This is a genomic window from Tardiphaga sp. GW822-FHT04G09, assembly GCF_058800725.1.
Genome location: NZ_JBXAMO010000009.1, coordinates 145787 through 172573, shown reverse-complemented (window position 1 = coordinate 172573; position 26787 = coordinate 145787). Strand labels below are relative to the sequence as shown.

Here is a 26787-nt window from a genome sequence, read left to right as displayed (position 1 = left end):
GGGAGTGAGCGATGACGGCGACGGCGAGCAAGCCCGTGCTGACCGGCGGCTGCCAATGCGGCAATATCCGCTTTGCGCTGTCGGCTGCGCCAACACGGGTGAGCATCTGCCATTGCCGCATGTGCCAGAAGGCCACCGGTGCGCCGTTCGCCTCGCTTGCCGATATCCCGAAAGAGAATTTCGCGTGGACCCGCGGCAAGCCGTCGGCGTTCAAGTCATCGTCGATCGCCGAACGCGACTTCTGCGCCAAATGCGGCACACCGCTGAGCTATCGCCGCATCGGTGGCCCGAATATCGAGATCATGACCGGCGCCTTCGACCGCCCGGACCGTGTGGTCCCGACGCTGCAATTCGGCAGCGAGTCGCGTCTCGGCTGGGTCGGCAATGTGGCGAACCTGCCGAGCAAGACCACGATGCAGAATTACGGACCGGAAAAATGCGCGGAAGTGTTCAGCTATCAGCATCCGGATCATGATTGAGGTGAAGCGTTTCAACAAGGATCGTACGCATGGGCAGTTTGTTGTTCGACTTGCTGATGTGGCCGATCGCGACAGTGCTTGAGAAAGTGCTTGACGTGGTACTCTGGCGGAAAACTGAAACGCCCCCGTCCGACGACCCGACCTACAAAAAGAACGTTCAGAGACTCATCGAACGCAATCGAGAATTCGAGAAACGACCATGACCAAGATTCCAAACTTCACCGAGATCGATTTCGCCACCCGCGCGGCCGGCGCGCCGTCGCAGGGCGAACCGTGGCTGACGCCAGAAGGCATCCTGGTGAAGCCCGGTTACAGCGAAGCCGACGTCAAGGGCATCGATTTCCTCGACACCTATCCGGGCATCGCGCCGTTCCTGCGCGGCCCCTACCCGACCATGTATGTCAATCAGCCCTGGACGATCCGGCAATATGCCGGCTTTTCCACCGCGGAAGATTCCAACGCCTTCTATCGTCGCAATCTCGCCGCCGGCCAGAAGGGCCTTTCGGTTGCCTTCGATCTCGCCACCCATCGCGGCTATGACAGCGATCATCCGCGCGTGTCGGGCGATGTCGGCATGGCCGGCGTAGCGATCGACTCCATCTACGACATGCGCACGCTGTTCGCCGGCATTCCGCTCGACCAGATGAGCGTGTCGATGACCATGAACGGCGCAGTGTTGCCGATCCTCGCGCTCTATGTCGCCGCCGCCGAGGAACAGGGTGTGCCGCCGGAGAAACTCACCGGAACGATTCAGAACGACATTCTGAAAGAGTTCATGGTGCGCAACACCTATATCTATCCGCCGGCGCCCTCGATGCGGATCATCTCGGACATCTTCGCCTACACCTCAACGAAGATGCCGAAATACAATTCGATCTCGATCTCCGGCTATCACATGCAGGAAGCCGGCGCGACGCAGGATCTCGAACTCGCCTACACGCTCGCCGACGGCGTCGAATATCTGCGCGCGGGTCTCGCCGCGGGCATCGATGTCGACCGTTTCGCGCCGCGGCTGTCGTTCTTCTGGGCGATCGGCATGAACTTCTTCATGGAAGTGGCCAAGATGCGCGCCGCGCGGCTGCTCTGGGCCAAGCTGCTGACGCAGTTCAATCCGAAGGACCCGAAGTCGCTGTCGCTGCGCACCCATTGCCAGACCTCGGGCTGGTCGCTGACCGCGCAGGACGTCTACAACAACGTGATGCGTACCACCATCGAGGCAATGGCGGCGACGCAGGGCCACACCCAGTCGCTGCACACCAATGCGCTCGACGAGGCGCTGGCGCTGCCGACCGACTTCTCGGCGCGCATCGCCCGCAACACGCAGCTATTCCTGCAGCAGGAAACCGGCACCAACCGCATCATCGATCCATGGGGCGGCTCCTATTACGTCGAGCGCCTGACCCACGATCTCGCGACCAAGGCCTGGGCACATATCCAGGAAGTGGAAGAACTCGGCGGCATGGCCAAGGCCATCGAGGCCGGCGTGCCCAAGCTGCGCATCGAGGAAGCCTCCGCCAAGACCCAGGCGCGCATCGATGCCGGCCGTCAGGCCGTCATCGGCGTCAACAAATACAAGCCGGACAACGAGGCCCCAATCGACGTGCTCAAGGTGGAGAATTCCACCGTGCGCCGGCTGCAGATCGACAAATTGAAGAGGCTTCGCAGCGAGCGCAGCCAGGCCGATGTCGATGCCGCGCTGGCGGCGCTGACGCGCAGCGCCAAGGAAGGCAACGGCAATCTGCTGGCGCTGGCCATCGATGCCGCGCGGGCCAAGGCCACCGTCGGCGAAATCTCCGATGCGATGGAGAAAGTGTTCGGCCGCCACCGCGCCGAGATCAAATCCATCACCGGTGTCTACAAGCGCGAGGCGTCCACCATGAATGACAACGTCGCGAAAGTTCAGGCGCTGATCGACGCCTTCGAGGACGCCGAGGGCCGCCGCCCGCGCATCCTCGTCGCCAAGATCGGACAGGACGGCCACGACCGCGGCCAGAAGGTGATCGCCTCGGCCTTCGCCGATGTCGGTTTCGACGTCGATATCGGGCCGCTGTTCGCCACCGCCGATGAGGCCGCGCGTCAGGCCGTCGAAAACGACGTGCACATCCTCGGCCTGTCGTCGCTGGCCGCCGCCCATCTCACCGCAGTGCCCGAGCTGAAGGCCGCGCTGAAGAAGCAGGGCCGCGAGGACATCATGATCATCATCGGCGGCGTGGTGCCGCCGCAGGATTACGACGAACTCTACAAGGCCGGCGCGGAAGCGATCTTCCCGCCGGGCACGGTGATCTCGGAAGCGGCCGAAGAGCTGATCCACAAGCTGAATGCGCGGCTGGGCCATAGCGAGGCGGCGGAGTAAGGGTGTTGAAGACGTTTGCGCTGGTCGCCCTCACCTCTCTGTTCCTCGGTGGGGCGGCCCTCGCCGCCGAGCCGACACCCGACATCCAGCTCAAGGCCAAATACACCGAGGTCGCCGTCTTCTTCGATGCCGCGATCAAGGCCGATGCGCCGCTGCTGAAATATCTCACATCCGCCAGCAATGGCTGGGCTGCGAAGACGCTCAAGGAGCTGGCCGAGCAGCGCAAGGAGATGCGCGATCTCCCCGCCGACATCCGCAACCGGCCATGGGAGTCCGAGCGCTCCTATACGCAAAGCTCGCTGGTCGCGGGTCGCTATGTCAGCGTGATCCGGTCCGACTACAACTACACCGGCGGCGCGCATCCCAATCGCGCCAACGACACGCTGCTGTGGGACAGGCAGGCCGGCAAGATGATCAGCATCCGGCCGTTCTTCACCGAGCTCGCCGATGGAGGGCCGGCGATGACGGCGATCCGCGATGCGGTCGTCGCCGATCTGAAACTCGAGAAGAAACAGCGCGACAACGACAATCCCGATATGAGCCTCGTCGATGCGCTGGAGCCGAAGCTGCTCAAGATTGGGCCGGTATCGCTGGCGCCGTCGACGGCGGCCGGCAAGAGCTCCGGCCTCAGCTTCCATTACGGCCCCTATGCGGTCGGCTCCTATGCGGAAGGCGATTACGACGCCTTCGTGCCGTGGGACAAACTCAAGCCCTATCTGTCGGCTGAGGGCAGCGCGATCTTCGGCGGCGAGCGGCCGAAGGACGACGACAAGGGGCCGCAGTGACAAGAGCCCCCATCGACATCGACGCGCTCGCACGTGACCTTCGCGCTGGCAGCCGTGCCGCGCTGGCGCGCGCGATCACGCTGGTGGAAAGCCGCCGCGCCGATCATCAGGCCGCAGCGCGCGAACTGGTGCAGGCGCTGCTGCCCGACACCGGCCGTGCATTTCGCGTCGGCATCACGGGTTCGCCCGGCGTCGGCAAATCGACCACCATCGATGTACTCGGCATGTATCTGATCGAGCGCGGCCACAAGGTCGCCGTGCTGGCGGTCGATCCGTCCTCGGCGCGCACCGGCGGTTCGATTCTCGGCGACAAGACGCGGATGAACGATCTGTCCGCCCATCCCGACGCCTTCATCCGCCCCTCGCCGTCCTCCGGCACGCTCGGCGGCGTCGCGGCGAAGACGCGCGAGGCCATGTTACTTTGTGAAGCCGCCGGTTTCGACGTGGTGCTGGTGGAAACCGTCGGCATCGGCCAGTCGGAAACCGCGGTGTGCGACATGACCGACTTCTTTCTGGCGCTGATGCTGCCCGGCGGCGGCGACGAATTGCAGGGCATCAAGAAAGGCCTGATCGAACTCGCCGACATGATCGCCATCAACAAGGCCGACGGCGACAACCTGAAGCGCGCCAACATCACGGCCGCGGATTATCGCGGCGCGCTGCATATTCTGGCCCCGCGCTCGGAGCACTGGCATCCGCCGGTGGTGACCTATTCGGCGCTGACCAAAGCCGGCATTCCCGAACTCTGGGCCAAGGTCGTCGCGCATCGCACCGCCATGACTGCGTCCGGCGATTTCGCCGGCCGCCGCCGCGAGCAGCAAGTGAAGTGGATGTGGACCATGCTGGAGGATCGCCTGAAAGCGCGCCTGCGCGGCGATCCATCCATACGCAGCAAGGTCAAGCAGACCGAGCGCGACGTCGCCGACGGCAGGATGACGCCTGCCGTCGCAGCGGAAGCGATCGTGGAGTTGTTGAAGTAGCCCGCCCTAACCTCTCCCCGCGAGGGGGGAGAGGTTCGCGCGCCGTCGTGATCATGGAGGCGAATGTTGAACCGTCCCGGTACATCCCCTCGCATCCTCATCACCGGCTTTGGCCCCTTCCCCGGCGCGCCGGTGAATCCGACGCAGGCGCTGGTGCGAAAACTCGCAACGCTGCGCCGCCCCGCTTTCGCTGACGTCACCCGCATCGCGCATATTTTCGACGTCACCTACGTTACCGTCGATCGCGAGCTGCCCGAGCTGATCGCACGCCATCGTCCGGATGCGCTGCTGATGTTCGGCCTCGCCGCACGCACGCCCTATATCCGGATCGAGACGCGTGCGCGCAATGCCGTGAGCATGCTGTGGCCTGATGCCGGCCACACAACGGTGCGCCGCGCCAGCATCGTGCCTGGCGCCAGCGCGCGAAACTTCGGCCCGCACACGGCGCGCCTGTTCCAGGCCGCCCTCGCGACCGGCGCTGACGTGCGCCCCTCACGCCATGCCGGCCGCTATCTCTGCAATTATCTGTCCTGGCGCGGCATCGAGGCCACCCGCGCGCAGAGCGGCCCTCGCCTCGCCGCCTTCGTCCATGTGCCGCTGCTGGCACACGACACCAGCTCGCGGCGCATGACTTCCGACGAACTTACCGATGCAGGTGAAGCGATCCTGCTGGAAATGATCCGGCTGACCCGGGTCAAACTGCGTGACCCAGCCGGGAATTCCTGGGTTTAAGACCGCCGGGACGACGATCCACGGCTATTTTCTGAACATTAATTCACTAAATGGGGAAATCCGCCGATTTCCGCGACGCAGCCATGCCGAAAGTTAACTTGTGCATTGCAGCATGAAGACCCTAATGGCGGGAATGCTTTCAGGAACCGTTTTGTGACCGACATCAACGCCGACGCCTCGGTGGCTTCACCCGCGCATCGTCCCATGAAATTTGGCGAATTCGTCGTCGTGATCGCTTCGATCATGGCGCTGAACCCCCTTGCCATGGACATCATGCTGCCGGCGCTGCCGCATATCGGCGCGGCCTTCAAGGTCCCGGATGCCAACCGCCTGCAGACCGTCCTCTCGGTCTTCCTGCTCGGTTTCGGCGTGGCCCAGTTCGCCATCGGCCCGCTGTCGGACCGCTACGGCCGGCGCCCCATCCTGCTCGGCGGCATGGCGGTCTATTGCGCGGCGAGCGTGCTCGCGCTGTTCGCACCGTCGTTTGAAATCCTGCTGCTTGCGCGCCTGCTGCAAGGTGTCGGTACCGCGGCGACGCGCGTGATCGCCGTGTCGATCGTCCGGGACTGCTATGCCGGCGGCCGTATGGCCAGCGTCATGTCGCTCGCCATCATGGTGTTCATTTCCGTGCCGGTCATCGCCCCGTCTTTCGGCCAGGCCCTGATGGTCCTGACGGAATGGCGCGGCATCTTCGGCGTGCTGATGCTGTACGGCCTGCTGACGCTGGCCTGGAGCGCCTGGCGCATGCCGGAGACGCTGCCGGTCGCCAAACGCCGCTCGCTCGCCATTCGTGACGTGCTCCATGCCTATCGGCAGACCGTCAGCCATCGGCAGACGATCGGTTACGGTCTCGCAGCCGGCATCCTACAGGGCGCGCTGTTCGCCTTCGTATTCACCTCGCAGCAGGTGTTCACGGAGATCTTCCATCTCGGGCCGTATTTCCCGCTCGCATTCGCCTCCATCGCTTTCGGCGTCGCTGCGGCCAGCTTCTTCAATTCGCGCGTCGTCCATCGCTTCGGCATGCGCTCACTCTCCCACGGCGCCCTGCTCGGCTTCGTCAGTGTTGGCGCGGCGATGTTGCTCGCCGTGGCGCTGGGCTTCGTGCCGCTCTGGCTGTTCATCGCGCTGTCGATGCTGATGATGTTCGCCTTTGGCCTGATGTTCTCGAATTTCACCGCACTGGCGATGGAGCCGCAGGGCCACATCGCCGGCACCGCTTCCTCGCTCTACGGTACGCTGACCACGCTGCTGGGTATCGCCATCGGTACGGTCATCGGCCAACACTATGACGGCACATTGTTGCCGTTCGCGACCGGCCTCTTCCTTTGCACCCTCACTGCATTCGCGGTGGTGCTGGTGGCGGAAAAGGGCCGGCTGTTCAAGCCTCACAAGATGGTGAGCTGAACGCCCCCGCGACGTCGCCGGATGGCTGTCGCGCAATTTTGAAATGTCTGGGAATACGTCGGGGCGAACCCGACGCCGCCATGAACGTTATCAATTTTTACCGGAGCAATCCGATGCCCTATGCACTGTTCTGTGACGACGCGAAGCTGAGCAAATCCTACCCCACCGAAGCTGACGTATGGAAACTCGCCGCCGAGAGCGGCCTTGTCACCGATGTCGAAGCCAAGGACTCCAAGCCGACTCCGCGTCGCATACTCGACAATGATTACGAAATCCGCCCGTGCCAGGCCGAACCGGGTGAATGCCCGGAAAAGAACGAGCGCGACGCCCAGGCCGAGAAGGATTTCCAGCTCGCGCTGAAGGGACGATAGCGCGAGGCTACTGAACACGCTCCCCGAGAGCTTGTGCTCCCCCGGCCCTGTCGCGCAGGGCCAAACAAGGGTGACCTTGATCGGTCATCTGGGCAAGCATTCAGCAAGCCGATAAAACACCGCAGGCGGAACGTCGGGCACTGGCCCGTGCTTCCGAAAGTCCTGATGCATACCCTTGCGGACGACCGCATCGGCATCAGGCCCAAGGGTGCATCGGGCACCCGGCGTTCCGCACGCCCTCTCGCAAGAGGGCGGGAAGGAATGCGCAAAACTCGGACGCGCAAGCGCCGCGAGAATGCGAGAGCTTGGCTGTTTGACATGTGAAGCCCGAGCAATGCGCGCAGCGATGTCCTCTTGCTCTCGCTTCATACGCGGGCAGCGCACGCAGAGCATCATTAACCCTACCCTGCACATTCATCGCGGCCGCTCTCGCCTGGCAACGCAACGCGCATCATCTTGCGTTACGTCATCAGCGGACATCCACCGGGATATTGAGTCATGGACGTGCATCGCCGCCATCTGCTGACTGCGTCCGGCGCGGGTCTCGCCGCCGGCGCATTTGCCGTATCGAGTGACGCGGCACGCGCCGCCCCGCTCACCTCGACGCTCGGGCGCGACGCCACGCAATATGGCGTGCGCCCCAACAGCCAGGACGACCAGACCCGCACATTGCAACGCGCCATCGACGAGGCGGCACGCGCGCAGGCCCCGCTCGCATTGCCACCCGGCACCTATCGCACCGGCATGCTCAAGCTGGCGCGCGGCTCGCACATCATCGGCCTGCGCGGTGCAACGACACTCACCTTCAGCGGCGGCACATCGCTGCTGTCGGGCGAAGGCGCGGACTATGTCAGCCTCAGCGGCCTCACGCTTGACGGCAACTTCGCCAAACTGCCGCCGCGACGCGGGCTGCTGCACATGGTGCAGGCGCGCGAACTCCGCATCAGCGATTGCACCATCACCAATAGCGGCGGCGCGGGCATCTGGCTGGACAACACGGCGGGGGCGATCACCGGCAATACACTCACCAACATCGCCACCACGGCGATCGTCTCATTCGATGCGCAGGGGTTGATCGTCGCGCAGAACACCATCGCCGGCACCAGCAGCAACGGCATCGAGATCCTGCGCACCGCCATCGGCGATGACGGCACGCAAGTGATCGACAACCGTATCGAGGACATCAAGGCCGGTCCCGGCGGCTCCGGTCAGTATGGCAATGCCATCAATGCATTCCGCGCCGGCAATGTCATCGTGTCCGGCAATCGCATCCGCAATTGTGATTACTCGGCCATACGCGGCAATTCGGCATCGAACATCCACATCACCGGCAACAGCGTCTCGAGCGTGCGCGAGGTCGCGCTGTATTCGGAATTCGCTTTCGAGGCTGCGGTCATCGCCAACAACACCGTCGATGGTGCGGCGCTCGGCGTCTCCGTCTGTAATTTCAACGAGGGCGGCCGCATCGCGGTCGTTCAGGGCAACATCATCCGCAACCTGATCCCGAAGCGCCCGATCGGCACGGCGCCCGACGACGATGCCGGCATCGGCATCTATATCGAGGCGGACGCAAGTGTGACCGGCAATGTCGTCGAGAACGCGCCGTCCTTCGGCATGATCGCAGGCTGGGGCAAGTATCTGCGCGATGTCGCCATCACCGGCAACGTCGTGCGCAACAGCTTTATCGGCATCGGCGTGTCGGTCGTACCGGGTGCCGGCACGGCCCTGGTGAGCAACAACATGATTTCAGGCGCGCCGCGCGGCGCAGTGGTCGGCCTCGATCATGCAAGGCCGGTGACGCCGGACCTCACCGCCGATGGCGCACAGCGCTATCAGCAGGTTGCGGTGTCCGGCAACACGGTGCGCTAAAGCGCGGTCCGCAGCATCGGATAGCGCGCGCTTATCACCAGTGGATCGAGCGCTTTCTGCCAATCCAGATCTGCTGGCGTCACCGTCGCTGCGCGTGGCGGAGCCTGCCGCAACAGGGTTTCGATCGGGATCAGGTCGGGCGAAGCCGCTTCAGCCACCGGCGCGACGTCGGGCTGCAATGGCGCGGCCACGGGCGCAGCGACAGCAGCAGGCCGTGATGGTTCAGGAGCGCGCGGCGCCCGGTAGATCACCCCTTCCGGGGACAGCACGCGCTTCACGGCGGCGGTCTCGGCCTCGACCATCAGCCGCCAGCGTTCAACCGCTTCCTTGGCTTCCTGAATATTGTCGAGAAACTCGGCTTCGCTGTGAAAGCGGCGCCACCGCCCGCTCTCGAACAGTTCTGTCAGGTAATCCAGCCGACTCTCGGCAAGATCGCACCAGCGCTGGGCCAATGGCCGACCAATGCCGGCATGCGGGTAAGGAAAGTTCAGGTGAAGTGACATGGAAATGTCCGCAAGAGAAAAAACGGACGCAAAGCAACAAACGAATCACTCACCAATACTTGGAGAGTTTCTGTGGAAAAGTTCCCGGGGTCCAGCGCAATGTGGCCGAACTTGGACAGTTGCGTTGGAAACACGTGAGAAAGCCCCGTTAAACCTCAGGTATTGCAGTCAAGCCTTGCTTGAGCCTTGCTCGATGCCGGGCCATGCACCGGTAACCTATGACCTGAAGGTTAAAATTTTTGGTTAACAAAAACGAAAGACCCGTCCGGGGGGACAACCGGACGGGTCAAGCTATACCGGGCGCAGATGTTTGGGCGCACGCGCCGGATATGGCCTCGTTGGGGAGGGAATGCCGCTCCCGCATTCATATGTCCGGGACACCCGGCCAGACGTTCAACGATGGATCGATTATTTTTGCGGGCCTGATGCCATCGACGGCGACGACGCCTCGACGGCCCGCGTGGTCGGTGCGGGCGCGGTAACGGCAACGGGCGTCACCGTCGCGGGCGCCGTCGCCACCGGCGGCGAAGTCCCCTGCACTGCCGACACCGCGCTATAGGCATCGGCCACTCCGGCGCCGAACAGGTCGTCACGCCCGGGCGCGCCAAGATCACGCGCGGTTGTCATCAAGATGCTGCGGATCTCGTCCGGCCGCAGTTGCGGATGGCGCTCGATCATCAATGCGGCGAGCCCGCTGACGTAAGCGGCAGAGAACGAGGTGCCGGATGTCATCTGATATTTGTTGTCCGGCGCGGGCAGGAAGATATCGACGCCCGGCGCAGCCACTGCGATGTGGCTGCCACGGTTCGACGCGGCGAACAGCCTGTCATAGGCATCGGTGGCGCTGACGGCGATCACGCTCGGGCTGGCCGCAGGATAAAGCGGCGGCGATTTCGGCCCGGCATTGCCTGACGCTGCGACCATCACGATGCCCTTGCTGGCTGACGCTGCAATACCGCGTTCGATCAGCGGATCCTGCGGACCGGCGAAGCTCATATTGATGACCTGTGCGCCATTCATTGCGGCGTGATTGATGCCCTTGAGGATCACGAAGGACGAACTCTCGGCACCGCTCTGCGATACGCCAAAGGCGCGAATGGCAAGAATGCGCGCGCGCGGCGCGCTTCCCCTCAGCCGCCCATGCGACACGATCGCGCCCGCAATGCCGGTGCCGTGCACATGCGCGCCCTCCTTGCTGCCAAGCGCATCGAAAGATCCGACGATGGCGTCAGCAAGTTCGGGATGGGCGACATCGATGCCGGAGTCGATGACAGCAACCGTGACATTGGCACCGGCCGACAGTTTGTGCGCCTCGGGCAGACGTAGTTTTGCCAGCGCATATTGCGCGGGATCGCCCTCGTCCGGCACCGGTGTCGTCACCTGATCCTGCAGTAAATAACGGTAGTTGGGCTGCACGGCGCGCACGCCAGCCTCGGCCCGCATCTGGGTCTCGACAGTCTCGACCGAACGGTTGTCGGTGATCCGGAACAGGTTGATTGTCGCACCGATCAGCGGAAAATCCTGCGACGACAGACGCTCCAGGCGCAACCGCTGCGCCAGCGCAGAAGCCTGATCGGGCGTCAGCGCGTCGTCGAGTTCGGCGACGATCTGCCGGGGGACATAACGCGCGTTCAAGCCCGCCTGCGGGCCATTGCTGCGCGATCCTCCACCGGCATTCTGACTGCGCGGTGTCGGGCCGCCACCGCCGAGATTAGCAACGAACGGCTTCTCGTTGCATTCGCCGGATGCCGCGCGATTGGCATAGGCGCAACTGGGATATGTGTTCGGCGAATAACGCACATAGGGAATGGCCGGCAGCACGGCGACAATCTTCGCTGGCGGTGTGCGCCCTGGCCGTGTGGGTGCAGGCGGTGTCCGACTGGCTGTCGTACCGATTGTCGGCCCACGCGCACCGATACCGGTGTTACCGACCCGAATAGCTGCCGGCCCGCGGCCCGCGATCGACGGCCCACGCCCGGCCATACGGCCCGCCCCGGCAGCGACATTCGGATTGATCCGTGGCGTCGTGCTGGGCGTGATCGTGGGAATACGCGAGCCGATATTGAGGTTCGGCGAACGCATCATGCTCTGCGCGCCGGCGCCCGAAAGAGCGAACGGCCACGCCACGGCGAGCGAGAGCACAATGGCCGTGCATTTCATCATTGGCCTAGAGGCGCCACGATCATGTCTCATGGAACAGGCCTCGCACGCGCAATGCGGATCGGATCAACCGACGGCGCTACTGCGCCTGAACCGCCATGCTGACGATCTTCTCGTTCTCAAGCCGACGAACCAGACCAGCGATCTGGTCCTTGGTCATGGCGCGATTGCCGAACTGAAGCCGGAACAGTCCGTCCTTGCCGCTATCGACGATCGTGCCCTGATAGCTGTCGAGCAACGCGGTGATGTCGGACACCCGCGCGGTCGGCGCAAAACGGACGAACAGGCGCGTGGGGGCTTCTGTCGACGCCGGCGCCGGCGCGAGCGACCGGGTGACGGTGGTCGGTACACTCGCTGGCGACGGCGCGGTTTCATAGGACGCGGTCTGGAATGTACGCGTATCACGCTGCATCAACACGGTGCCAATCACGCCGGCCTGCAGCATGATAGCAAGCGCGCCGACGGCGGCGGAAGCCGCCAGCGTCCGCGGCGACAGCGATGCGAAAAATCCGGAAATCTGCGCCGACAGACCAAGCGAGGTCGCCCCGCTGCGCGCCGGCTCGGCGTCGATCGCAGCAAACAGCTTCTGCATCGCCCGCGAGGACGGCGCACCGAGGCTCTCGTTGAGACCAATGGTCTCGGCATATTCTTCCTGGATCACGGCATATTGCTTCGCCAATTCAGGGTCATTGGCGAGCGCCTCATCGACGCGGCGAGCATCACGCGCGTTGAGCGTGCCTGCGGCGTGCCAAGGCAGCAACGCCTCGATCTCGCCCGGCTCCTGGGTCGGCACCTTGTTGCTCATCGCCATCATGGCCAGCCTCGTTCAATGCCGGCTGCCTTGAGCAGATCGGCTAATTTCTTGCGCGCGTAAAACAGGCGCGTCTTGACGGTGTTCTCGGGAATTCCGACGATCTCGGCCACTTCTTCCACGGACTTCTCGTGGTAGTAGACGAGATCGACGATTTCCCGATGCTCGGGCGAAAGGGACGTCAGGCACTTCCGCAACGCGTCACCGGTATCCTTTTTCTGAACCGACACTTCGGGATTATCGGACGTATCCTCGATCGCGTTGGCCGTCTCGTCGTCCAGTTCAGCATCCTTGCGCTTGCGCAGCGCGGACAGCGCCTTGAACCTCGTAATCGCCAGGAGCCAGGTCGAGACCGCTGAGCGACCCTCGAATTTGCCGGCCTGCCGCCACACATCCAGGAACACTTCGCTGATAAGATCTTCAGCAATCTGTTCGTTCCGCACCAACCGAAGGCCGAAGCGAAACACCCGGACATGATGCCTGCCGTAAAGCACCTGCATCGCAAGACGGTCGCCCTGCGCAATCCGGGCGATCAGAACCTCATCCGATGCCGCCTGTGTCACGCTCAATGCCCGTCTCGCAATGTTGGTCTGAATGAGGATGTAAGAGGTTCGATTAACAAGGCAAAATCTTCTCGAATGGGCCGGAATATACCGGTTATGGCTGCTTTGACCGCACCGAAAGGGCTTTGGCCCGCCCTTTTATCGAGCGGACCGGGTGACAGGTAGCATAATGCTGAGGGATTTCCGACCCGGACACCAGCGATTCACGTGGCAACCTTACCAAGTCGTGGCTTCCGGAACAGCCTTGAGGCTGCGGAACCGGCATTTTTCAGCCACATCCCGAAACCCTCGTAAATGGATACCGTAACTTGTCTTGGCGGCCTGTCCGCCACATCAAGTGAACTCGCCCGAGCTCGTTCATCGGCCCGGGCATTTTTACTTAAATAACAAAGCTACGCTTGTTATCCTCTGGTATTCCCGCAGCACTCGATCCGTTAACATTTTGTCGCCGAGACCAGCGAATAAAGTAGCTGATTACCAGATTTGGCTGGTGGCAATAGATACCAAACCTAAAGGCTTTGAGCACTAGAGTTCCGTCAGTAAAACCCATCGATAGGCTCAATGACCGCAGCCGCTTTATCAGCCTTCAATCCAGTCAACGGCGACTTCGAAGCCGTCGACGGAGAGCTGCCGGCAGATATTCTGGCGCGCCGTCTGAGGCGTCGACGTCAAATGCTCGCATTGGCGGCTGCCAGTCACACCGTCAACATCGCGTTGCTTCTCGTGTTCCTCCTCGCGGGCACGATCGAGGGCATCATCGTCGCAGCCTATGCCGGCTGCGCTTTTGCCTCTGTACTGATCTTCCTCGCGATCTCCGAAAGCGGCCTGACGGACGGCTGGCGCGATCACTTCTTCACAGCGCCCTACACGGCTGTCACTTACGCACTTCAGCTGACCTTCGTTTATGCAGCGCCCAATGTCGCCGTGGTTTTTCTCTGTGCGCTCTTTCTTGTGGCCAATGTCATCGCCCTGCGCACCTCGCCCCGTGAAGGTGTCTGCGCCTGGACCGTCATAACCGGTGGCCTCGCACTGCTCTATTTTTTCGTCGACCTACCCCTGACGTTGCCCTCCGGCAACTCGATCGAGCGCTTGGGCACCTTGCTGACATTCTCGATGACCATCGCACGCAGCATGTTTATTGGCATTTTCTCCAGCTCGCTGCGCGATGCGCTGTTTCGGCGCCGCGTTGAACTTGAGGCTGCCTACAAGCGCATCGAAGAACTCGCAGAGCTCGACGAACTGACGGGATCGCTCAATCGCCGCTGCATCATGCGGCAGCTCGACGACGAAATCATTCGCGCACGGCGCAGCAACACGCCCTGCACGGCCGCGCTGATCGATCTCGACTGGTTTAAGCGGATCAACGACAATTTCGGGCATCCGACCGGCGACGAAGTGCTGCGGACCTTCGCCATCACCATCTTCGCCAATATCCGCAGCATCGATAAATTCGGCCGCTATGGCGGCGAGGAATTCCTGCTGGTGCTGCCGGACACGCCGCATGACAAGGCCGTGCATATGCTCGACCGTTTGCGGGGGATTGTCGAAGCACTGGACTGGAGTGCATTTTCCGACGGCTTGACCGTGACGATTTCGGGCGGCGTTGCGACATTGGGTCCAAACGACACACCCGACACCTTGCTCGCACGTGCCGACAGCGCGCTTTATATTGCCAAGGAGCGTGGACGAAACCGAATTGCAGGTGCCTGAGCAAATTAGACTACCCCAACTGCAGCACATTGGCAGCGGGGCACGATTGGAATTGCGGGATTTTATTTATGGCTTCAAAGTCGCCGTTCTCGGCAAATTTACTCGACGAGCTTGACGCCGCACTGGCCCACGGGACGGTCGCGCGGCGCGTGGAAACGCTGCGCCGTGTCACGGACTTGTTCGTCAACAACGCCGTGGATTACTCGGACGCGCAGATCGCAGTATTCGACGACGTTTTCGATTGCCTGCTGACGCATATGGAAGCGTCAGCAAGGGCCCTTTTGGCCGAACGACTGGCACCCATCCCTGTCGCACCGCCCCGGATCGTCCGGACCCTCGCATTCGACGATTTGATCGAGGTCGCCTCCCCCGTGCTCTCCCAATCGGAGCAGCTCGATGACCAAGCGCTGATCGAAAATGCACGCACCAAGAGCCAGGACCATCTCCTGGCGATTTCGACGCGTAAGGTCCTGAGCGGCGCGCTGACGGATGTTCTCGTCGAACGCGGCAACGACGCCGTCGTCACCAGCACCGTTAACAATCGCGGCGCCGACATTTCGGAGCGCGGTTACAATACTCTCCTCTCCCGCTCTGACGGCAACGATACGATTGCCACATGCGTTGGCCTGCGCCCCTCCATTCCGCGCCACCACTATCTGAAGCTCGTCGCCAAGGCGTCGGCCTCGGTCCGGGCGAAGCTGGAAGCCGCCCACGCACACCATGCGGCCGACATATCGCTGGTGGTCCAGCAGGTCGCCCGGCGGGTGCGCTCCGCACCTGCCGGCATCAGTCAGCAGACCATCATTGCCCATGGTCTCGTGCGCTCGCTGTTTGAAGACGGTCGGCTGGATGAAAACGAAGTGGCGAAATTCGCCGAAGCCGGCAAGTTCGACGAGGCTAACGCCGCGCTCGCGTGCCTGGCCAATGTGCCGGTCTCGGTCGCGGAAACCATGATGATCGAATCCCGCAGCGAGGGCATTTTCATTCTGTGCAAGGTCGCGAATTTCGCATGGAAGACCGTCAAGACCATCATCAACATGCGCGAGCAACTCGCAGGAGCGCAACTGTCTGACAGCACGACCGACCGCGAGACTTATGAGCGCCTCCGTATCTCCGCGGCGCAACAGGTCCTGCGCTTCCACCGCATGCAGCAGGCGACATCGGAAGCACCTGCCGCCTGAGGTTTGTCAGTCGGCGTGTTTTCACACGGGTAGCCACAGTCTGGCCATTGCGATCGAGGGCCGCAACGCCAATTGCGCTGATCTGCCATTCCATCAGCAGGCATCGACTTGCCGGGGAATGCGCTGATAGTGATGCCTCAATCACGGCGAACAACGCTGGAATGGGTTGGCATCAAGCAGGGCGGAATTCATGCGGGTCTTGATCACAGGCGCCGGTGGCTTCATCGGCAGGACGCTCACTTCTGCGCTTCTTCAGGCAGGCGCGCTCACCAATGCTGAGGGCACAGGCGAGACAATCGAGGAGCTCTTCCTTCTCGATACACATTTGCCGCCAACATCCGACCCACGTGTGAGGCACTTGCAAGCCGGCATCGACGCCCCCGATACGCTGAAGCAGGTCGCGGCGTGGAAGCCCCATAGCGTGTTCCATCTGGCGGCTGTGCTGACCAGCGCCGCAGAACAGGACCCGGCGCGCGCGCTCGCCGTGAATGTCTCGGCTCTCGCGGAATTGATCGATGCCGTCGGCGCAAAGGATGCCCCGCCCCGCCTGATCTTTCCAAGCTCAATCGCGGTGTTCGGCGGATTGTTGCCGGACAATGTCGATGACGACCACTTGCAGCGCCCGCAGACCTCCTACGGCACGCACAAGGCCATCGCTGAATTGATGCTGTCGGACGCCACGCGCCACGGAATGGTCGATGCACGTGCCTTGCGCCTGCCGATCGTACTGGTGCATCCGGGGCCACCGACCCAATCGGTATCGGACCGTATCGCGGGCATCGTTCGCGATGGCGTCGCCGGAAAGCCGTCGATTTGCCCATTGCGCGCTGACACGAAAGTGCCGGTCGTCTCGGTGGGGACCGTTGCGCAGAATTTGATCACGCTTCACAATGCGGACCCGGTCAAGCTGCGCGGCAAACGTGTGCTCAATCAGCCTGCCCTGACGATCAGCATGGAAGACATCGTTGAATCGATCGCACGTGTCACAAACACCACGCCGAACGTGACTTATGCCCTTGACCCGGATCTGAAGAAGATCGTCGATAGCTGGCCGAAAGGCTTCATTTCTACTCGCGCGCCGTCCGTCGGCGTCGTCGCCGACAAGAGTTTCGAGGACATCGTGAACCAGTATCGCCAGCACCTCGCCAAGAAATCTGCTGCGTGACCGGGCCTGGAGCCGACATCTGCATCATTGGCGCCGGTTCGTCCGGCATTGCCGTCGCCAAGGCCCTGCACGACAAGGGGCTCAATTTCGACATCTACGAGAAGGGATCTAACATCGGCGGGATGTGGCGCCACGGCAACGACAATGGCCTGTCCTGCGCCTATCGCAGCCTGCATATCGACACCAGCCGCCTCTGCCGATCGGTTTGGCGCACGAACCCGCACCCGCTTGCCGTCCAGCGGCTATGGCGTCGGCTTGATGAAGATCATTCTTCCCGGAAAGCGCGCAGCCTATACGCGGATCAATAGCGCAGCACTTTTGAACCGATGGCTGCACCGAGCGCGGTCACCAATAGCGTAGCGAGCGTGTACCAGGTCGCCACAAACAATGGCGAGTCGTCGGTGCAATGCGCGGCATAAAGCGTCGCAGCCAATCCGGCCGACATCAATCCAGCGAACGCACCTGCCAAAGCCGGGCGCGACGGTGCACCCTGACGTAACGCCAGCAGCGAGCCTGCAAGAATGGGCAAAGACAGCGCCGGCACCGCCAACATGCAGACCATCGAATTCTTGCCTATCATCCGCATCATCATCGGCATGCGCTGCGGGACCATCATCTCCGCGATGATCGCAGCCACCAAAATGAAAGGTGACAGCAGCAGCAGCCAGATCCAGCGACCAAGCGCCGCCTCCGGTCGCGACAGATGAACACTGATAACGATCGCCGGAATGGCGAGTGCTAATGTGACGGCAAACTTGGTATCGAAAAACGGATTTCGCATTGCCGACATGAAATCCGGACGGATGCCGAGCGTTACCAGCAGCATCGCCGCCGCCACCGGCAGCGCGACCAGCAAGGCCATCGCAAGCTGGGTGCTGGCGGGACGAGCACGATGATCATTATCGGCAGCCAGCGTTTGAATCAGGCGATCGGTATCCATGGTCAGTCCTTTCGCAGCTTGGCTGCGAGGCTCGCAAGCCCACGATGCAACGCCACGCGCACGGCGCCTTCGGTCATCGACAATTTCGACGCCGTGGTCTTGATGGATGCACTCTCTACCGCGATCGATTGCAACACGTCGCGCTGCCGCGGGGGAAGATCGGCGAGATGGTTGGAAATCTCGACGGTCGGTAATGTTTCAGCCGGTGGCTCGCTCGGAATCGTCTCCGCAAAATCGTCGATATTGACGAAGATCCGACGCCCGCGCCGACGCAGCGCGTCGATCAGCTTGTTGCGGGCGATCGCAAACAGCCACGGCGCGAACGGTGCGTCCGCATCCCAGGTCTGCCGCTTCAAATGGACCGCCAGCAAAATGTCCTGCACGATATCCTCGGCCTGATCGGGCGGCTGGCCTGCCCGTGACAGGCCCCGCCGCGCTCCGGCGCGCAGCACGGGCGTAACCGATTTCAGCAGGCGATGATAAGCAGCGCTATCCCCTGCATTGGCCGACCGCATCAGATCGGTCCATTCGTCGTCACGTCCGCGCACGCGCGCTCCTAAAGCCAATTCGGCGGATACTTCAGTTTGTTACGCCAGCTGAAAGGAAAATCACGGAACCGTGAAGCCTCGCCTGCGCCCCAATCCACGTCCCCAATTTCGAGCCAGGGACTTCAAAGCTATCCGGCTCATAGCATCGAACCGTCAGAGTGACATCCGTCGCCTTGATTTCAAAGGCGGATTTTTCCTGACGCCCGTGCAGACGATGACTGCGGCGACGTCCATGCCCCGTTTTTGCCGAACTCGTCCGAAGATTCCCTTTTTTTGCCCCGCTGTGAACACCTGCGCAGTCTCCTTTGCGGCCATTGGGGGCCGGTATTTTCGGGGAGATTTCCATGAACATCAGAACCAGCGGGCGCGCGGCATTGGCCATCGCAGCCGGATTGTGGATCTGCACGTCGGTGCCACTTCATGCGACCGAAAACGACGCCCAGGCTGCCGCGCCAGCCGCAACGGTCGGCAGCGCCACAGACACGTCTGCAGAGCCCGCGAAGGCCACCAAGCACCGGGCCAGGAAGACCGAAGCGAAATCGCGCAAATCCGACCGGCAGGCAACCAGGGGGTCAAAAAAGCCGACTGAGGAGGACACCGCCAAGGCGGACGACGCCAAGCCGGAACACGGCGACGCAGCAATTTCGACATCGGTCGCCAATGCCAATGCGCAGTGGCCCTCCGAGACGACAGCGACCAACACCTACAACATGACATCGCAGGCCGGCAGTACGCTTGGCCAAATCAGCGGCCAGCAGGAACAGCCCGCAACGACCACGCCGGATTCCGGCGCCAGCAATGCGCAGCTCGTTGCCGCTGACCAGCTCAACGACCTGGATCGTGCCATCAGCGAAGACAAGCCACCGCTGACGCTCGCGAAGGCCACCATCGATGCGCCAGCACAGGAAGTCACCAGCGCGGACAGCACGACCTGGGACAAAACCTCCCTCGTCGGCAAGATCTTCATCGCCTTCGGCGGCCTGCTGACTATGGCCTCCGCGGCCCGCATGTTTATGGCTTGAACCCCGTCCCCCGAGCGGGCAAATTGCTGGGGGTCGCCGATCCTGGCGGCTTCAGCAAAATCCGCGGGATGGAACATGAGCAGCTACGAACACCTCATCGTTGAGCGAAAGGGCGCGGTCGGCATCATCACGCTGAACCGCCCGAAGATGCTCAATGCGCTCTCTTTCGGCGTGTTCGGCGAAATCAAAATCGCCATCGACGAGCTCGAAGCTGACGCCACTGTGGGCTGCATCATCGTGACCGGTAGCGAGAAGGCATTTGCCGCCGGAGCCGATATCAAGGAGATGCAGCCAAAGAGCTTCATCGACATGTTCTCCAGTGATTTCACTGCGATCGGCGGCGACCGCGTGGCCACCTGCACCAAGCCGACCATTGCTGCAGTCAGCGGCTACGCTCTCGGCGGTGGCTGCGAGCTCGCAATGATGTGCGATATCATGATCGCTGCCGACACCGCGAAGTTCGGCCAGCCGGAAATCACGCTCGGCACCATTCCCGGCATCGGCGGCACCCAGCGCCTCACCCGCGCCATCGGCAAATCGAAGGCGATGGACCTCTGCCTCACAGGCCGGATGATGGATGCGGCGGAAGCCGAGCGCTCCGGTCTCGTCAGCCGCATTGTCCCGGCCGACAAGCTGATGGAAGAAGCCATCGCCATGGCGGAAAAGATCGCGGCCATGTCGCGCCCGGTGGCGACGATGGCGAAGAACGCCGTCAACCGCGCCTTCGAGACGCCGCTCACCGAGGGCCTCAAGGTCGAGCGCGATCTGTTTCATGCGACCTTTGCGCTGGAGGATCGCTCCGAAGGCATGGCCGCATTCATCGAGAAGCGGAAGCCCGTCAACAAGAACCGCTAGGCCGGGTCGCTGCGCGCGAGCGCGGCGGATACCAGCACACGATAGGCTCGTTCGGCCCATGACGCCGGACGATCGAGCCCGAGCCGCGCAAGCGCCGCTTCATCGGATGCGCTGGCTGTGTGCGTCATGCCCTGCCAGAACAACCCGGCGACCTTTTGCGGCGACGCCGATGCGGCGCTCAGAATCTGCAATGCAGGGATCAGGCGCTGCTCGACGGCGGTGAAGTCACTGCCAAACGGGAACATGGGCAAAAGACCAGCGTCCCGCGCCGGCTTGAGGGCAGCAGAGATCCGCTCGGGCACGTTGTCGCGATATGCTGCAGGAATGTCATAGCTCTTGGAGAGCTTTCCCGCATCCTTGGCCTGCTTCATCAGCTCCGGCTGAAAGCGCGAGTCGGACACCTGCAGCATTGCCGCAATCACATCCGCATCGGATTTTCCGCGCAGATCGGCGACACCATACTCCGTCACAATGATGTCGCGCAGATGTCGCGGGATCGTGGTGTGACCATAACTCCAGCGAATATTGGAGATTGGCTTTTTGCCGGCACGCGTCGCTTCGAGAGTCAGGATCGAGCGCGCGCCTTCCAGAGCGAAGGCCTGTGACACGAAATTATACTGCCCGCCGACACCACTCACGACCTGCCCGGTCTCGAGACCGTCAGAGATCGCGGCTCCCATCAGCGTCGCCATCATCGTGTTGTTAACGAAGCGTGCATCGACACGCGCACGGCGCTTGCCCTCTTCATCGCCGTAGAGCTCATTGGTGAACGACACTGGCATCATCTGGATTTTTGCCAAACGTTCCGGCGCCATGTCGCGCAGCGCCTGATAGAGTGCCTTCGGCCCCAGAAAGAATGCGCCATGCACGATGGTGCCATCCACCTCGCGCTTGAGAATGCCGGCTTCCATCAGACCGAGAAACGCTTCGAACAGCATTTCACTGACGCCATAGAGGCCGTGTTCAAACGCTGTGACTTCCTTCGGAGGCGCGTCAGGAGAAAGGCGCTGCAATAGATTGCGGAACGCCGCATTGTCGCGCTGACGAATGATCAGCCCCTGCGCCAGCGCATCGGCGACTTGCCCGATGCCGATCTGCAACGTGCCTCCGTCACGCACCAGGCCCGCAGCGTGCAAGCCGATCGCATATTTGGTGTCGTTGACGGGTTCTGACGGTGGTGCGAACAGCGGAAATTCGGTGTCCGGACTGTCAAGCACCGCGTGAAACTCATCACCTGCGAGATCGCCCTGCCCCGGCATGAATGGCAGTTCCGAATTGACCTGACCGATCAGCCTGAACGAAACGCGACCCTCATTGCGCGCGCGCAAGAGGTCCAGCGTGGTGTCGGTATTGCAGCTCAGGCTATAGCGCGCGGCCCCGTCAACGACGCGTTTCGACACCAATTGCGTGATCACGTTAAGGCCACGCGTCAGCAGATAGGACGCCGCATGGGTGTAGTTCGCTGAAATATAGTGCTGCTGTGCATCGGCGACCCGCAGCCACTTTCCTGCAAGGAAGAAGAATTCGTTGACCTGAATGTTCGGCGGAAGCTCGCCTTTGTGAAGCGCCGTTGCATAGGCCAGGTCAGGATAGCCACCGAACAAACGCTCTATCGCCGGATTGATGAAGCGTTTCTCCAGCTCGCTGGACGGCTTCGGCTTCTCCAAGGTCAGCGCGGAGAAGAAAGTCAGCTGGATGCTGCGATCGGCCAGCGCGCGCTGATAGAGCGCATTGATGATGTGGTTTGCCTTGCCAAGTCCCAGCGGCAATCCCACCACGAGCGTGGACCCCACATCGCGAATGATGTCGTCCGCGATGATGTCGGCATCGGTGAAGATCTTGGGCATGGGCATTCCGGATGGGACAAGATCGGCTGCTCCTCAACGCAATCGCGCAGCGAGGCCGGCGCAGAGTTACCATTGCGCACGGTTATTCAGAAATGTGCCCGACATGCAACACACGCGGCCGTGTGAAGCCGGGTTTATTCGCCGCATTCACGGAGCAGCTCATCCGCCCTATGGTCCTGATCAATCAAGCAAATCGGGGCAGCCAAATGCCCTGTGGGGAAAGCGCAAAAGCTCGGAGGTTCTTCACCGGATGGTTTGCCTGCAAAGGCAACGCCCTCTAAACATACGTGGGCGTCAGCGGGGGCGGACGTCCGAAGACTGCTTTGGGATAACATGGTTCGTCATCACGGCATATTTGGCCTCGTCGCAAGACGCGCGCTCCGGACAGGCATGGCCCTGAGCCTCACCGGCTATGGCATTTTCGCCGCGGTCGATGCGCGTGCCGAAACTGTCTCGGAAGCGCTTGCCAAGGCCTATCAATCCAATCCGCAGCTGAACGGCGAACGGGCTCGCCAGCGCGCGACCGATGAGAACGTCCCGCAGGCGCTGGCCGGCTACCGGCCGCAGGTTGCAGCCACACTGAGCTATGGCCTTCAGGCCGTCCGCAACCTGCTGGTGGACAACACCATCCAGGGCGCGACGTTGAAGCCATGGACCATCGGCGTCACCGTCACCCAGACGCTTTATAACGGAAACAAGACAGCCAACAGCGTCCGCGTCGCGGAATTGCAGGTGCAGTCCGGCCGGGAAGCGCTGCGGAATGTCGGCCAGGGGGTGCTGCTCGACGCTGTCGTTGCCTATACCAATGTTCTCGCCAACCAATCGCTGGTCGAAGCCCAGCGCGCCAACGTGACTTCGCTCCGCGAGACCCTCGGGATTGCCCAGAAGCGGCTCAATGCCGGCGACGTTACCCCCACCGATACGTCTCAAGCCGAGGCTCGACTCGCCCGCGGTCAGGCCGACCTGAACGCTGCCGAGGTCAATCTTGCCATCAGCCAGGCGACCTATGCGCAGGTCATCGGCACGTCACCCTCGCGGCTAAGCCCGGCCGAACCGATGGATCGGTTGCTCCCGCGCAACAAGGACGATGCGGTCAACCAGGCCTTCAAGGCGCATCCCGCAGTGCTGGCTGCCGGCTACGATGTCGACGTGGCAACCACGACGATCAAGGTGGCCGAGAGCAGCCTGTTGCCCACGCTTACGCTGCAGGGCAGCGCCAGCAAATCCAGCCAATCGGATCCGACGCTTGGCACTTTTGGCACCGACCAGGCTTCTATTGTCGGCCAGTTGACTGCACCGATCTATGACGGCGGCCTCGGTGCTGCACAGACGCGCCAGGCCAAAGAACTCTCGTCGGTCAGCCGCCTGGTGCTCGAGCAGGTCCGCAACCAGGCCCGCACCGCAGTCGTCGGTGCATGGGTGTCAAACGAAGGCGCAAAGACCGCGGTGAGTGCCGCTGAAGCCGAAGTGCGCGCTGCTGGCGTTGCACTGCAGGGCGTACAGCGCGAAGCCCAGGGCGGTCAGCGCACGACTGTCGATGTGTTGAACGCACAGCAGGATCTTGTGCAGGCCAAAGCCCGCCTGATCGGTGCGCAGCGTGACCGGGTCATCGCATCCTATTCGTTGCTCAGCGCGATCGGCCGGCTGGACGTAAAGACGCTTGGGCTGAACACGCCAGATTATCTGCCGGAAGTTCACTACCATCAGGTGCGCGACGCCTGGCACGGGCTGCGCACACCCTCGGGGCAATAAACTATCCGGCCGAGCTCTTCTTCGCCATCGCCGTGGTCATCGCAGCGACCAGCGAAGTGAGATCGTAGGGTTTGCGCACGATCGGTACGTCATCCATCGACGCGGGGATCAGGCTGGTCTCGCCATAGCCCGTGGCGAAGACGAAGGGGATGCCCCGCTCGCGCAATGCCTGGGCTACCGGCATCGAATTGCCATTGCCGAGATTGACGTCGAGGATCGCCACATCAGGCCTCATGATCGTCAGCGCGATCAATGCCTCCTTGACCGAAGACGCCGTCTCGACCGATGCCGCGCCCTCATGGGTCAGCATGGTCTCGACGTCCATGGCAATCAGAAGCTGGTCCTCGACCATCAACACCTTCAAGCCACGCATCGACGCCATCGGCTTGTTGTCCTCGCGTCGGGCGCGCAGGTTGCGCGCCGCCACCGGCGCGGGCCAGACAACGAAGCGCGCCGGGATGAGCAGCCGCACGCGTACGCCGGCCGGCTCATAGTCGACATCACTTTCGCCGCCGAGGTCATAGGGAATGCTGCGACCGATCAGCATCGATCCAAAGCCCCGCCGCAATGGCGGAGTGACAAGCGGGCCGTCGCGCTCAAGCCAGAGGATTTCGCAATCGCCGATAGCGGTTCGTTTCCACTGGAGCGACAAGCGCCCCGTGGTTACGGAAAGCGCACCATATTTGGCGGCATTGGTGGCCAGTTCGTGCAGCACCAGAGCAAGTACCGAATAGGCTCGGGCATCGAGCAAAACATCGGGCCCGGTCGCGTCGATCGCTTTCACCGTCTCGCGATACGGCGAAAATTCCGCATCGAGCAATCCCTTTAGCGCACCGCCACCGGCACCGCGGATGACCTGGTCATGCGCAAGCGACAACGCCTGAATGCGCCCCTTCAGGGAGGCGACGTAATCCTCGATGCTGCGGCCATCCTCCACCGGGTGCGAGACCAGCGATTTGATCAGCGCGAGAATATTCTTGACGCGATGATTGAGCTCTTCATTCAACATTTTCTGGCGCAGGTCGGCCTTGTGCCGCTCATCCGCCAGTAATTCATTATAGCGAAGCACCACTTTCACCAGAGCCGAGCGCGCAGCCTCTGCGGTGTCGCGCTCGTTTTGCAGCCACGGCTGGGATTGACGCCGCACAGTCTCCTTCCAGATCGCGAAGCTCTTGCGTGGCGTCAGCCGATCGCCCAACCGGCCGATTTCGTATGTCTTGTTGGGATCGCCTGCCCAGTTCAGCGTTTGCGTTACTTCGCTGCGGAAGAACAGCAGATAGTCACGCGGCAACTGGGACAACGGCACGGCCAGCACGCCGGAGACGGCAGCAGCATAGTCTTCAGCCGACGGCAATCGATCTGACAATGCGTTCGTCGCCCACACCCTGCCCTCGGCCACCGTGTTGATGAAGCCCATCAGCGCGGGCACTGCCGCAACCGGCGGCGCATTGCCGTGCGCTGTCCAGGTCTTGTTGAGATAAAGGCCGACGCCGTCACACGGCATTAGTGCGCTAAAATCGCGAATGCTTTCCTTGAGTAGACTATCGACATTGCCGTGATGCGACACATTACGCAGCAACTGATCGAGATAGCGCCGCGCATTTTCGCTGGCCGCCAGCTTACGTTTCTGAATGAGCCCGGCCAGTTGCATGGAAAAAAACTCGCCGAACATTTCTGCAGCGACGCGTTTCTCCGTGGAAAGCGCGCGCGGTGCATAGTGATGGCAGGCGATCAAACCCCACAGCACACCATCGTGGATGATGGAAATCGACATCGATGCGCCGACACCCATATTGCGCAGATACTCGCAATGAATCGGCGAAACGCTTCGCAGATATGCAAAGGACAGGTCGAGCGGTTCACCGGATGTGTCGAACTCCGGCTCAATGGGCACGCGCTCACCGCTCGCATCCGAGACGACACGCACCGGGTTCTGGACGTAAAGCGCCCGCGCCTGCTGCGGGATGTCACTGGCTGGAAAGTGCTGCCCCAAAAAGCTCTCGAGATCGCCGCGGCGCGCCTCGCTGATCACCCGACCGGAGCCATCATGAGCAAACTGATAAACCATCACCCGGTCATAGCCGAGCGCGCCGCGCAGCAATCGAGCCGCATTGTCGAATAGCACATCGAGATCGTTGCATTGGCCGATACGACCGATGAGCAGGCGCGACAGTTCCAGAGGTGGCGTCGCGTCGCTGACATTGGCAGGTTCGAACTCGATAATGTTGACGCCCTTGTGCCGGTGCACAGCGACGTTGAACACGGTCTGCGAATACGCGATCTTAAAGTCGATCAACAATCCCGGGCGCTGCTGGTTGCCCCATTTGGCGATCGCATTGCGAATGTCGTGCGCCGGCCCCTCGCCGATCAGATCATCGAGCTTGCGTCCATTGATGTTGCCTGACCCCACACCAAGCATCGTGCCGGCATTGACCGAGTGACGCCGGACCATACCGACGGAGCCATCACAGGCCAGCAGGCATCCATAGGGCTGAATGCTCCCGGGAATGTGAATCGGCTCGCGATCGCAGTTGGTCAGGTCGACGGGGTCAGCCTTGGTGAGCATCAAAAAGTCTCTGCAACGGCTTGGCGCTTTAACGGACGGCCACCAGCATGGCACGGCTGCAAGCTTGAAAAAAGGTCAGCAAATACAGCGTTCAAAAGCACCTACCGAAACGGACCGGCGGCTAAAGCAGCCGAGTGGGGAACCGATTAACGGGCGAGCGCCGGTTTTGATCCCCTGCCAATATCGATTTT

Annotated in this window: 23 protein-coding genes; 15 read left to right on the top strand and 8 right to left on the bottom strand. The window is 62.1% G+C overall.

All coding sequences use genetic code 11. The features are described from left to right. The first annotated feature begins 11 nt into the window (after positions 1-11). The 8 genes from AC1RLZ_RS17575 (at position 12) to AC1RLZ_RS17540 (ending at position 8973) form a co-directional block, all read left to right on the top strand. Positions 12-479, top strand: a complete 468-nt coding sequence (locus AC1RLZ_RS17575) for a GFA family protein (protein WP_493189656.1) — start codon at positions 12-14, stop codon at positions 477-479. A gap of 199 nt (positions 480-678) precedes the next feature. Further along, positions 679-2832 (top strand): methylmalonyl-CoA mutase, encoded by a 2154-nt coding sequence (gene scpA / locus AC1RLZ_RS17570; protein WP_493189655.1) that lies wholly within the window; start codon positions 679-681, stop codon positions 2830-2832. A 2-nt stretch (positions 2833-2834) separates the two neighbouring features. After that, the gene (locus AC1RLZ_RS17565; RefSeq protein WP_493189654.1) at positions 2835-3617 is read left to right on the top strand and encodes a DUF3298 and DUF4163 domain-containing protein; all 783 of its coding nucleotides are present in this window, start codon (positions 2835-2837) and stop codon (positions 3615-3617) included. Continuing rightward, entirely contained in the window at positions 3614-4597 is a 984-nt protein-coding gene (gene meaB / locus AC1RLZ_RS17560; protein ID WP_493189653.1) for a methylmalonyl Co-A mutase-associated GTPase MeaB, read from the top strand. The genes AC1RLZ_RS17565 and meaB overlap by 4 nt, the downstream gene beginning before the upstream one ends. A 63-nt stretch (positions 4598-4660) precedes the next feature. Continuing rightward, positions 4661-5329, top strand: coding sequence for a pyroglutamyl-peptidase I (locus AC1RLZ_RS17555; protein ID WP_493189652.1), 669 nt, complete (start codon positions 4661-4663; stop codon positions 5327-5329). Positions 5330-5482: 153 nt separating this feature from the next. Continuing rightward, positions 5483-6733 (top strand): multidrug effflux MFS transporter, encoded by a 1251-nt coding sequence (locus AC1RLZ_RS17550; RefSeq protein ID WP_493189651.1) that lies wholly within the window; start codon positions 5483-5485, stop codon positions 6731-6733. 113 nt (positions 6734-6846) lie between these two features. Further along, a complete protein-coding gene (locus AC1RLZ_RS17545; protein WP_493189730.1) occupies positions 6847-7104 on the top strand; it encodes a hypothetical protein in 258 nt (85 codons plus the stop codon). Positions 7105-7602: 498 nt separating this feature from the next. Beyond that, the gene (locus tag AC1RLZ_RS17540) at positions 7603-8973 is read left to right on the top strand and encodes a TIGR03808 family TAT-translocated repetitive protein (protein WP_493189650.1); all 1371 of its coding nucleotides are present in this window, start codon (positions 7603-7605) and stop codon (positions 8971-8973) included. Here the strand turns inward: AC1RLZ_RS17540 and AC1RLZ_RS17535 are convergent. The 4 genes from AC1RLZ_RS17535 to AC1RLZ_RS17520 all read right to left on the bottom strand — a co-directional run bounded on the left by AC1RLZ_RS17535 (position 8970) and on the right by AC1RLZ_RS17520 (position 13016). Then, positions 8970-9476 (bottom strand): TIGR03809 family protein, encoded by a 507-nt coding sequence (locus AC1RLZ_RS17535; RefSeq protein WP_493189649.1) that lies wholly within the window; start codon positions 9474-9476, stop codon positions 8970-8972. The genes AC1RLZ_RS17540 and AC1RLZ_RS17535 overlap by 4 nt on opposite strands. A 408-nt stretch (positions 9477-9884) precedes the next feature. Then, complete coding sequence (locus AC1RLZ_RS17530) at positions 9885-11639, bottom strand: S8 family serine peptidase (protein WP_493189648.1); 1755 nt, start codon at positions 11637-11639, stop codon at positions 9885-9887. A 76-nt stretch (positions 11640-11715) separates the two neighbouring features. Beyond that, positions 11716-12450: a hypothetical protein gene (locus tag AC1RLZ_RS17525; RefSeq protein WP_493189647.1), complete on the bottom strand. Its 735-nt coding sequence runs from the start codon at positions 12448-12450 to the stop codon at positions 11716-11718. Continuing rightward, positions 12447-13016, bottom strand: coding sequence for a sigma-70 family RNA polymerase sigma factor (locus tag AC1RLZ_RS17520; RefSeq protein ID WP_371424126.1), 570 nt, complete (start codon positions 13014-13016; stop codon positions 12447-12449). The genes AC1RLZ_RS17525 and AC1RLZ_RS17520 overlap by 4 nt, the downstream gene beginning before the upstream one ends. A gap of 555 nt (positions 13017-13571) precedes the next feature. Between AC1RLZ_RS17520 and AC1RLZ_RS17515 the strand changes: the two genes are divergently transcribed. The 4 genes from AC1RLZ_RS17515 (at position 13572) to AC1RLZ_RS17500 (ending at position 17374) form a co-directional block, all read left to right on the top strand. Then, a complete protein-coding gene (locus tag AC1RLZ_RS17515; RefSeq protein ID WP_493189646.1) occupies positions 13572-14720 on the top strand; it encodes a GGDEF domain-containing protein in 1149 nt (382 codons plus the stop codon). 68 nt (positions 14721-14788) lie between these two features. Next, a complete protein-coding gene (locus AC1RLZ_RS17510; RefSeq protein ID WP_493189645.1) occupies positions 14789-15901 on the top strand; it encodes a DUF2336 domain-containing protein in 1113 nt (370 codons plus the stop codon). A gap of 190 nt (positions 15902-16091) precedes the next feature. After that, a complete protein-coding gene (locus tag AC1RLZ_RS17505) occupies positions 16092-17066 on the top strand; it encodes an NAD-dependent epimerase/dehydratase family protein (RefSeq protein ID WP_493189644.1) in 975 nt (324 codons plus the stop codon). After that, the gene (locus AC1RLZ_RS17500) at positions 17063-17374 is read left to right on the top strand and encodes an NAD(P)-binding protein (protein ID WP_493189643.1); all 312 of its coding nucleotides are present in this window, start codon (positions 17063-17065) and stop codon (positions 17372-17374) included. Before AC1RLZ_RS17505 ends, AC1RLZ_RS17500 begins: the two co-directional genes overlap by 4 nt. On the opposite strand, the gene AC1RLZ_RS17495 is transcribed toward AC1RLZ_RS17500, so the two are convergent. Together AC1RLZ_RS17495 and AC1RLZ_RS17490 are read right to left on the bottom strand one after the other, a co-directional pair. Further along, positions 17368-18006 (bottom strand): NrsF family protein, encoded by a 639-nt coding sequence (locus AC1RLZ_RS17495; RefSeq protein ID WP_493189642.1) that lies wholly within the window; start codon positions 18004-18006, stop codon positions 17368-17370. The genes AC1RLZ_RS17500 and AC1RLZ_RS17495 overlap by 7 nt on opposite strands. Before the next feature lie 2 nt (positions 18007-18008). Next, entirely contained in the window at positions 18009-18554 is a 546-nt protein-coding gene (locus AC1RLZ_RS17490; protein ID WP_493189641.1) for a sigma-70 family RNA polymerase sigma factor, read from the bottom strand. A 344-nt stretch (positions 18555-18898) separates the two neighbouring features. Between AC1RLZ_RS17490 and AC1RLZ_RS17485 the strand changes: the two genes are divergently transcribed. Beyond that, the gene (locus AC1RLZ_RS17485) at positions 18899-19576 is read left to right on the top strand and encodes a hypothetical protein (protein ID WP_493189640.1); all 678 of its coding nucleotides are present in this window, start codon (positions 18899-18901) and stop codon (positions 19574-19576) included. A gap of 75 nt (positions 19577-19651) precedes the next feature. After that, positions 19652-20431 (top strand): enoyl-CoA hydratase, encoded by a 780-nt coding sequence (locus AC1RLZ_RS17480; protein WP_371424118.1) that lies wholly within the window; start codon positions 19652-19654, stop codon positions 20429-20431. Here the strand turns inward: AC1RLZ_RS17480 and AC1RLZ_RS17475 are convergent. Then, positions 20428-22278, bottom strand: a complete 1851-nt coding sequence (locus tag AC1RLZ_RS17475; RefSeq protein WP_493189639.1) for an acetyl-CoA hydrolase/transferase C-terminal domain-containing protein — start codon at positions 22276-22278, stop codon at positions 20428-20430. The genes AC1RLZ_RS17480 and AC1RLZ_RS17475 overlap by 4 nt on opposite strands. A gap of 390 nt (positions 22279-22668) precedes the next feature. Here AC1RLZ_RS17475 and AC1RLZ_RS17470 point away from each other — a divergent pair, with 390 nt between their 5' ends. Then, positions 22669-24030, top strand: a complete 1362-nt coding sequence (locus tag AC1RLZ_RS17470; RefSeq protein ID WP_493189638.1) for a TolC family outer membrane protein — start codon at positions 22669-22671, stop codon at positions 24028-24030. 1 nt (position 24031) lies between these two features. Here AC1RLZ_RS17470 and AC1RLZ_RS17465 read toward each other — a convergent pair whose 3' ends face one another. Next, positions 24032-26596: an HWE histidine kinase domain-containing protein gene (locus tag AC1RLZ_RS17465; protein WP_493189637.1), complete on the bottom strand. Its 2565-nt coding sequence runs from the start codon at positions 26594-26596 to the stop codon at positions 24032-24034. Positions 26597-26787: the final 191 nt, after the last annotated feature.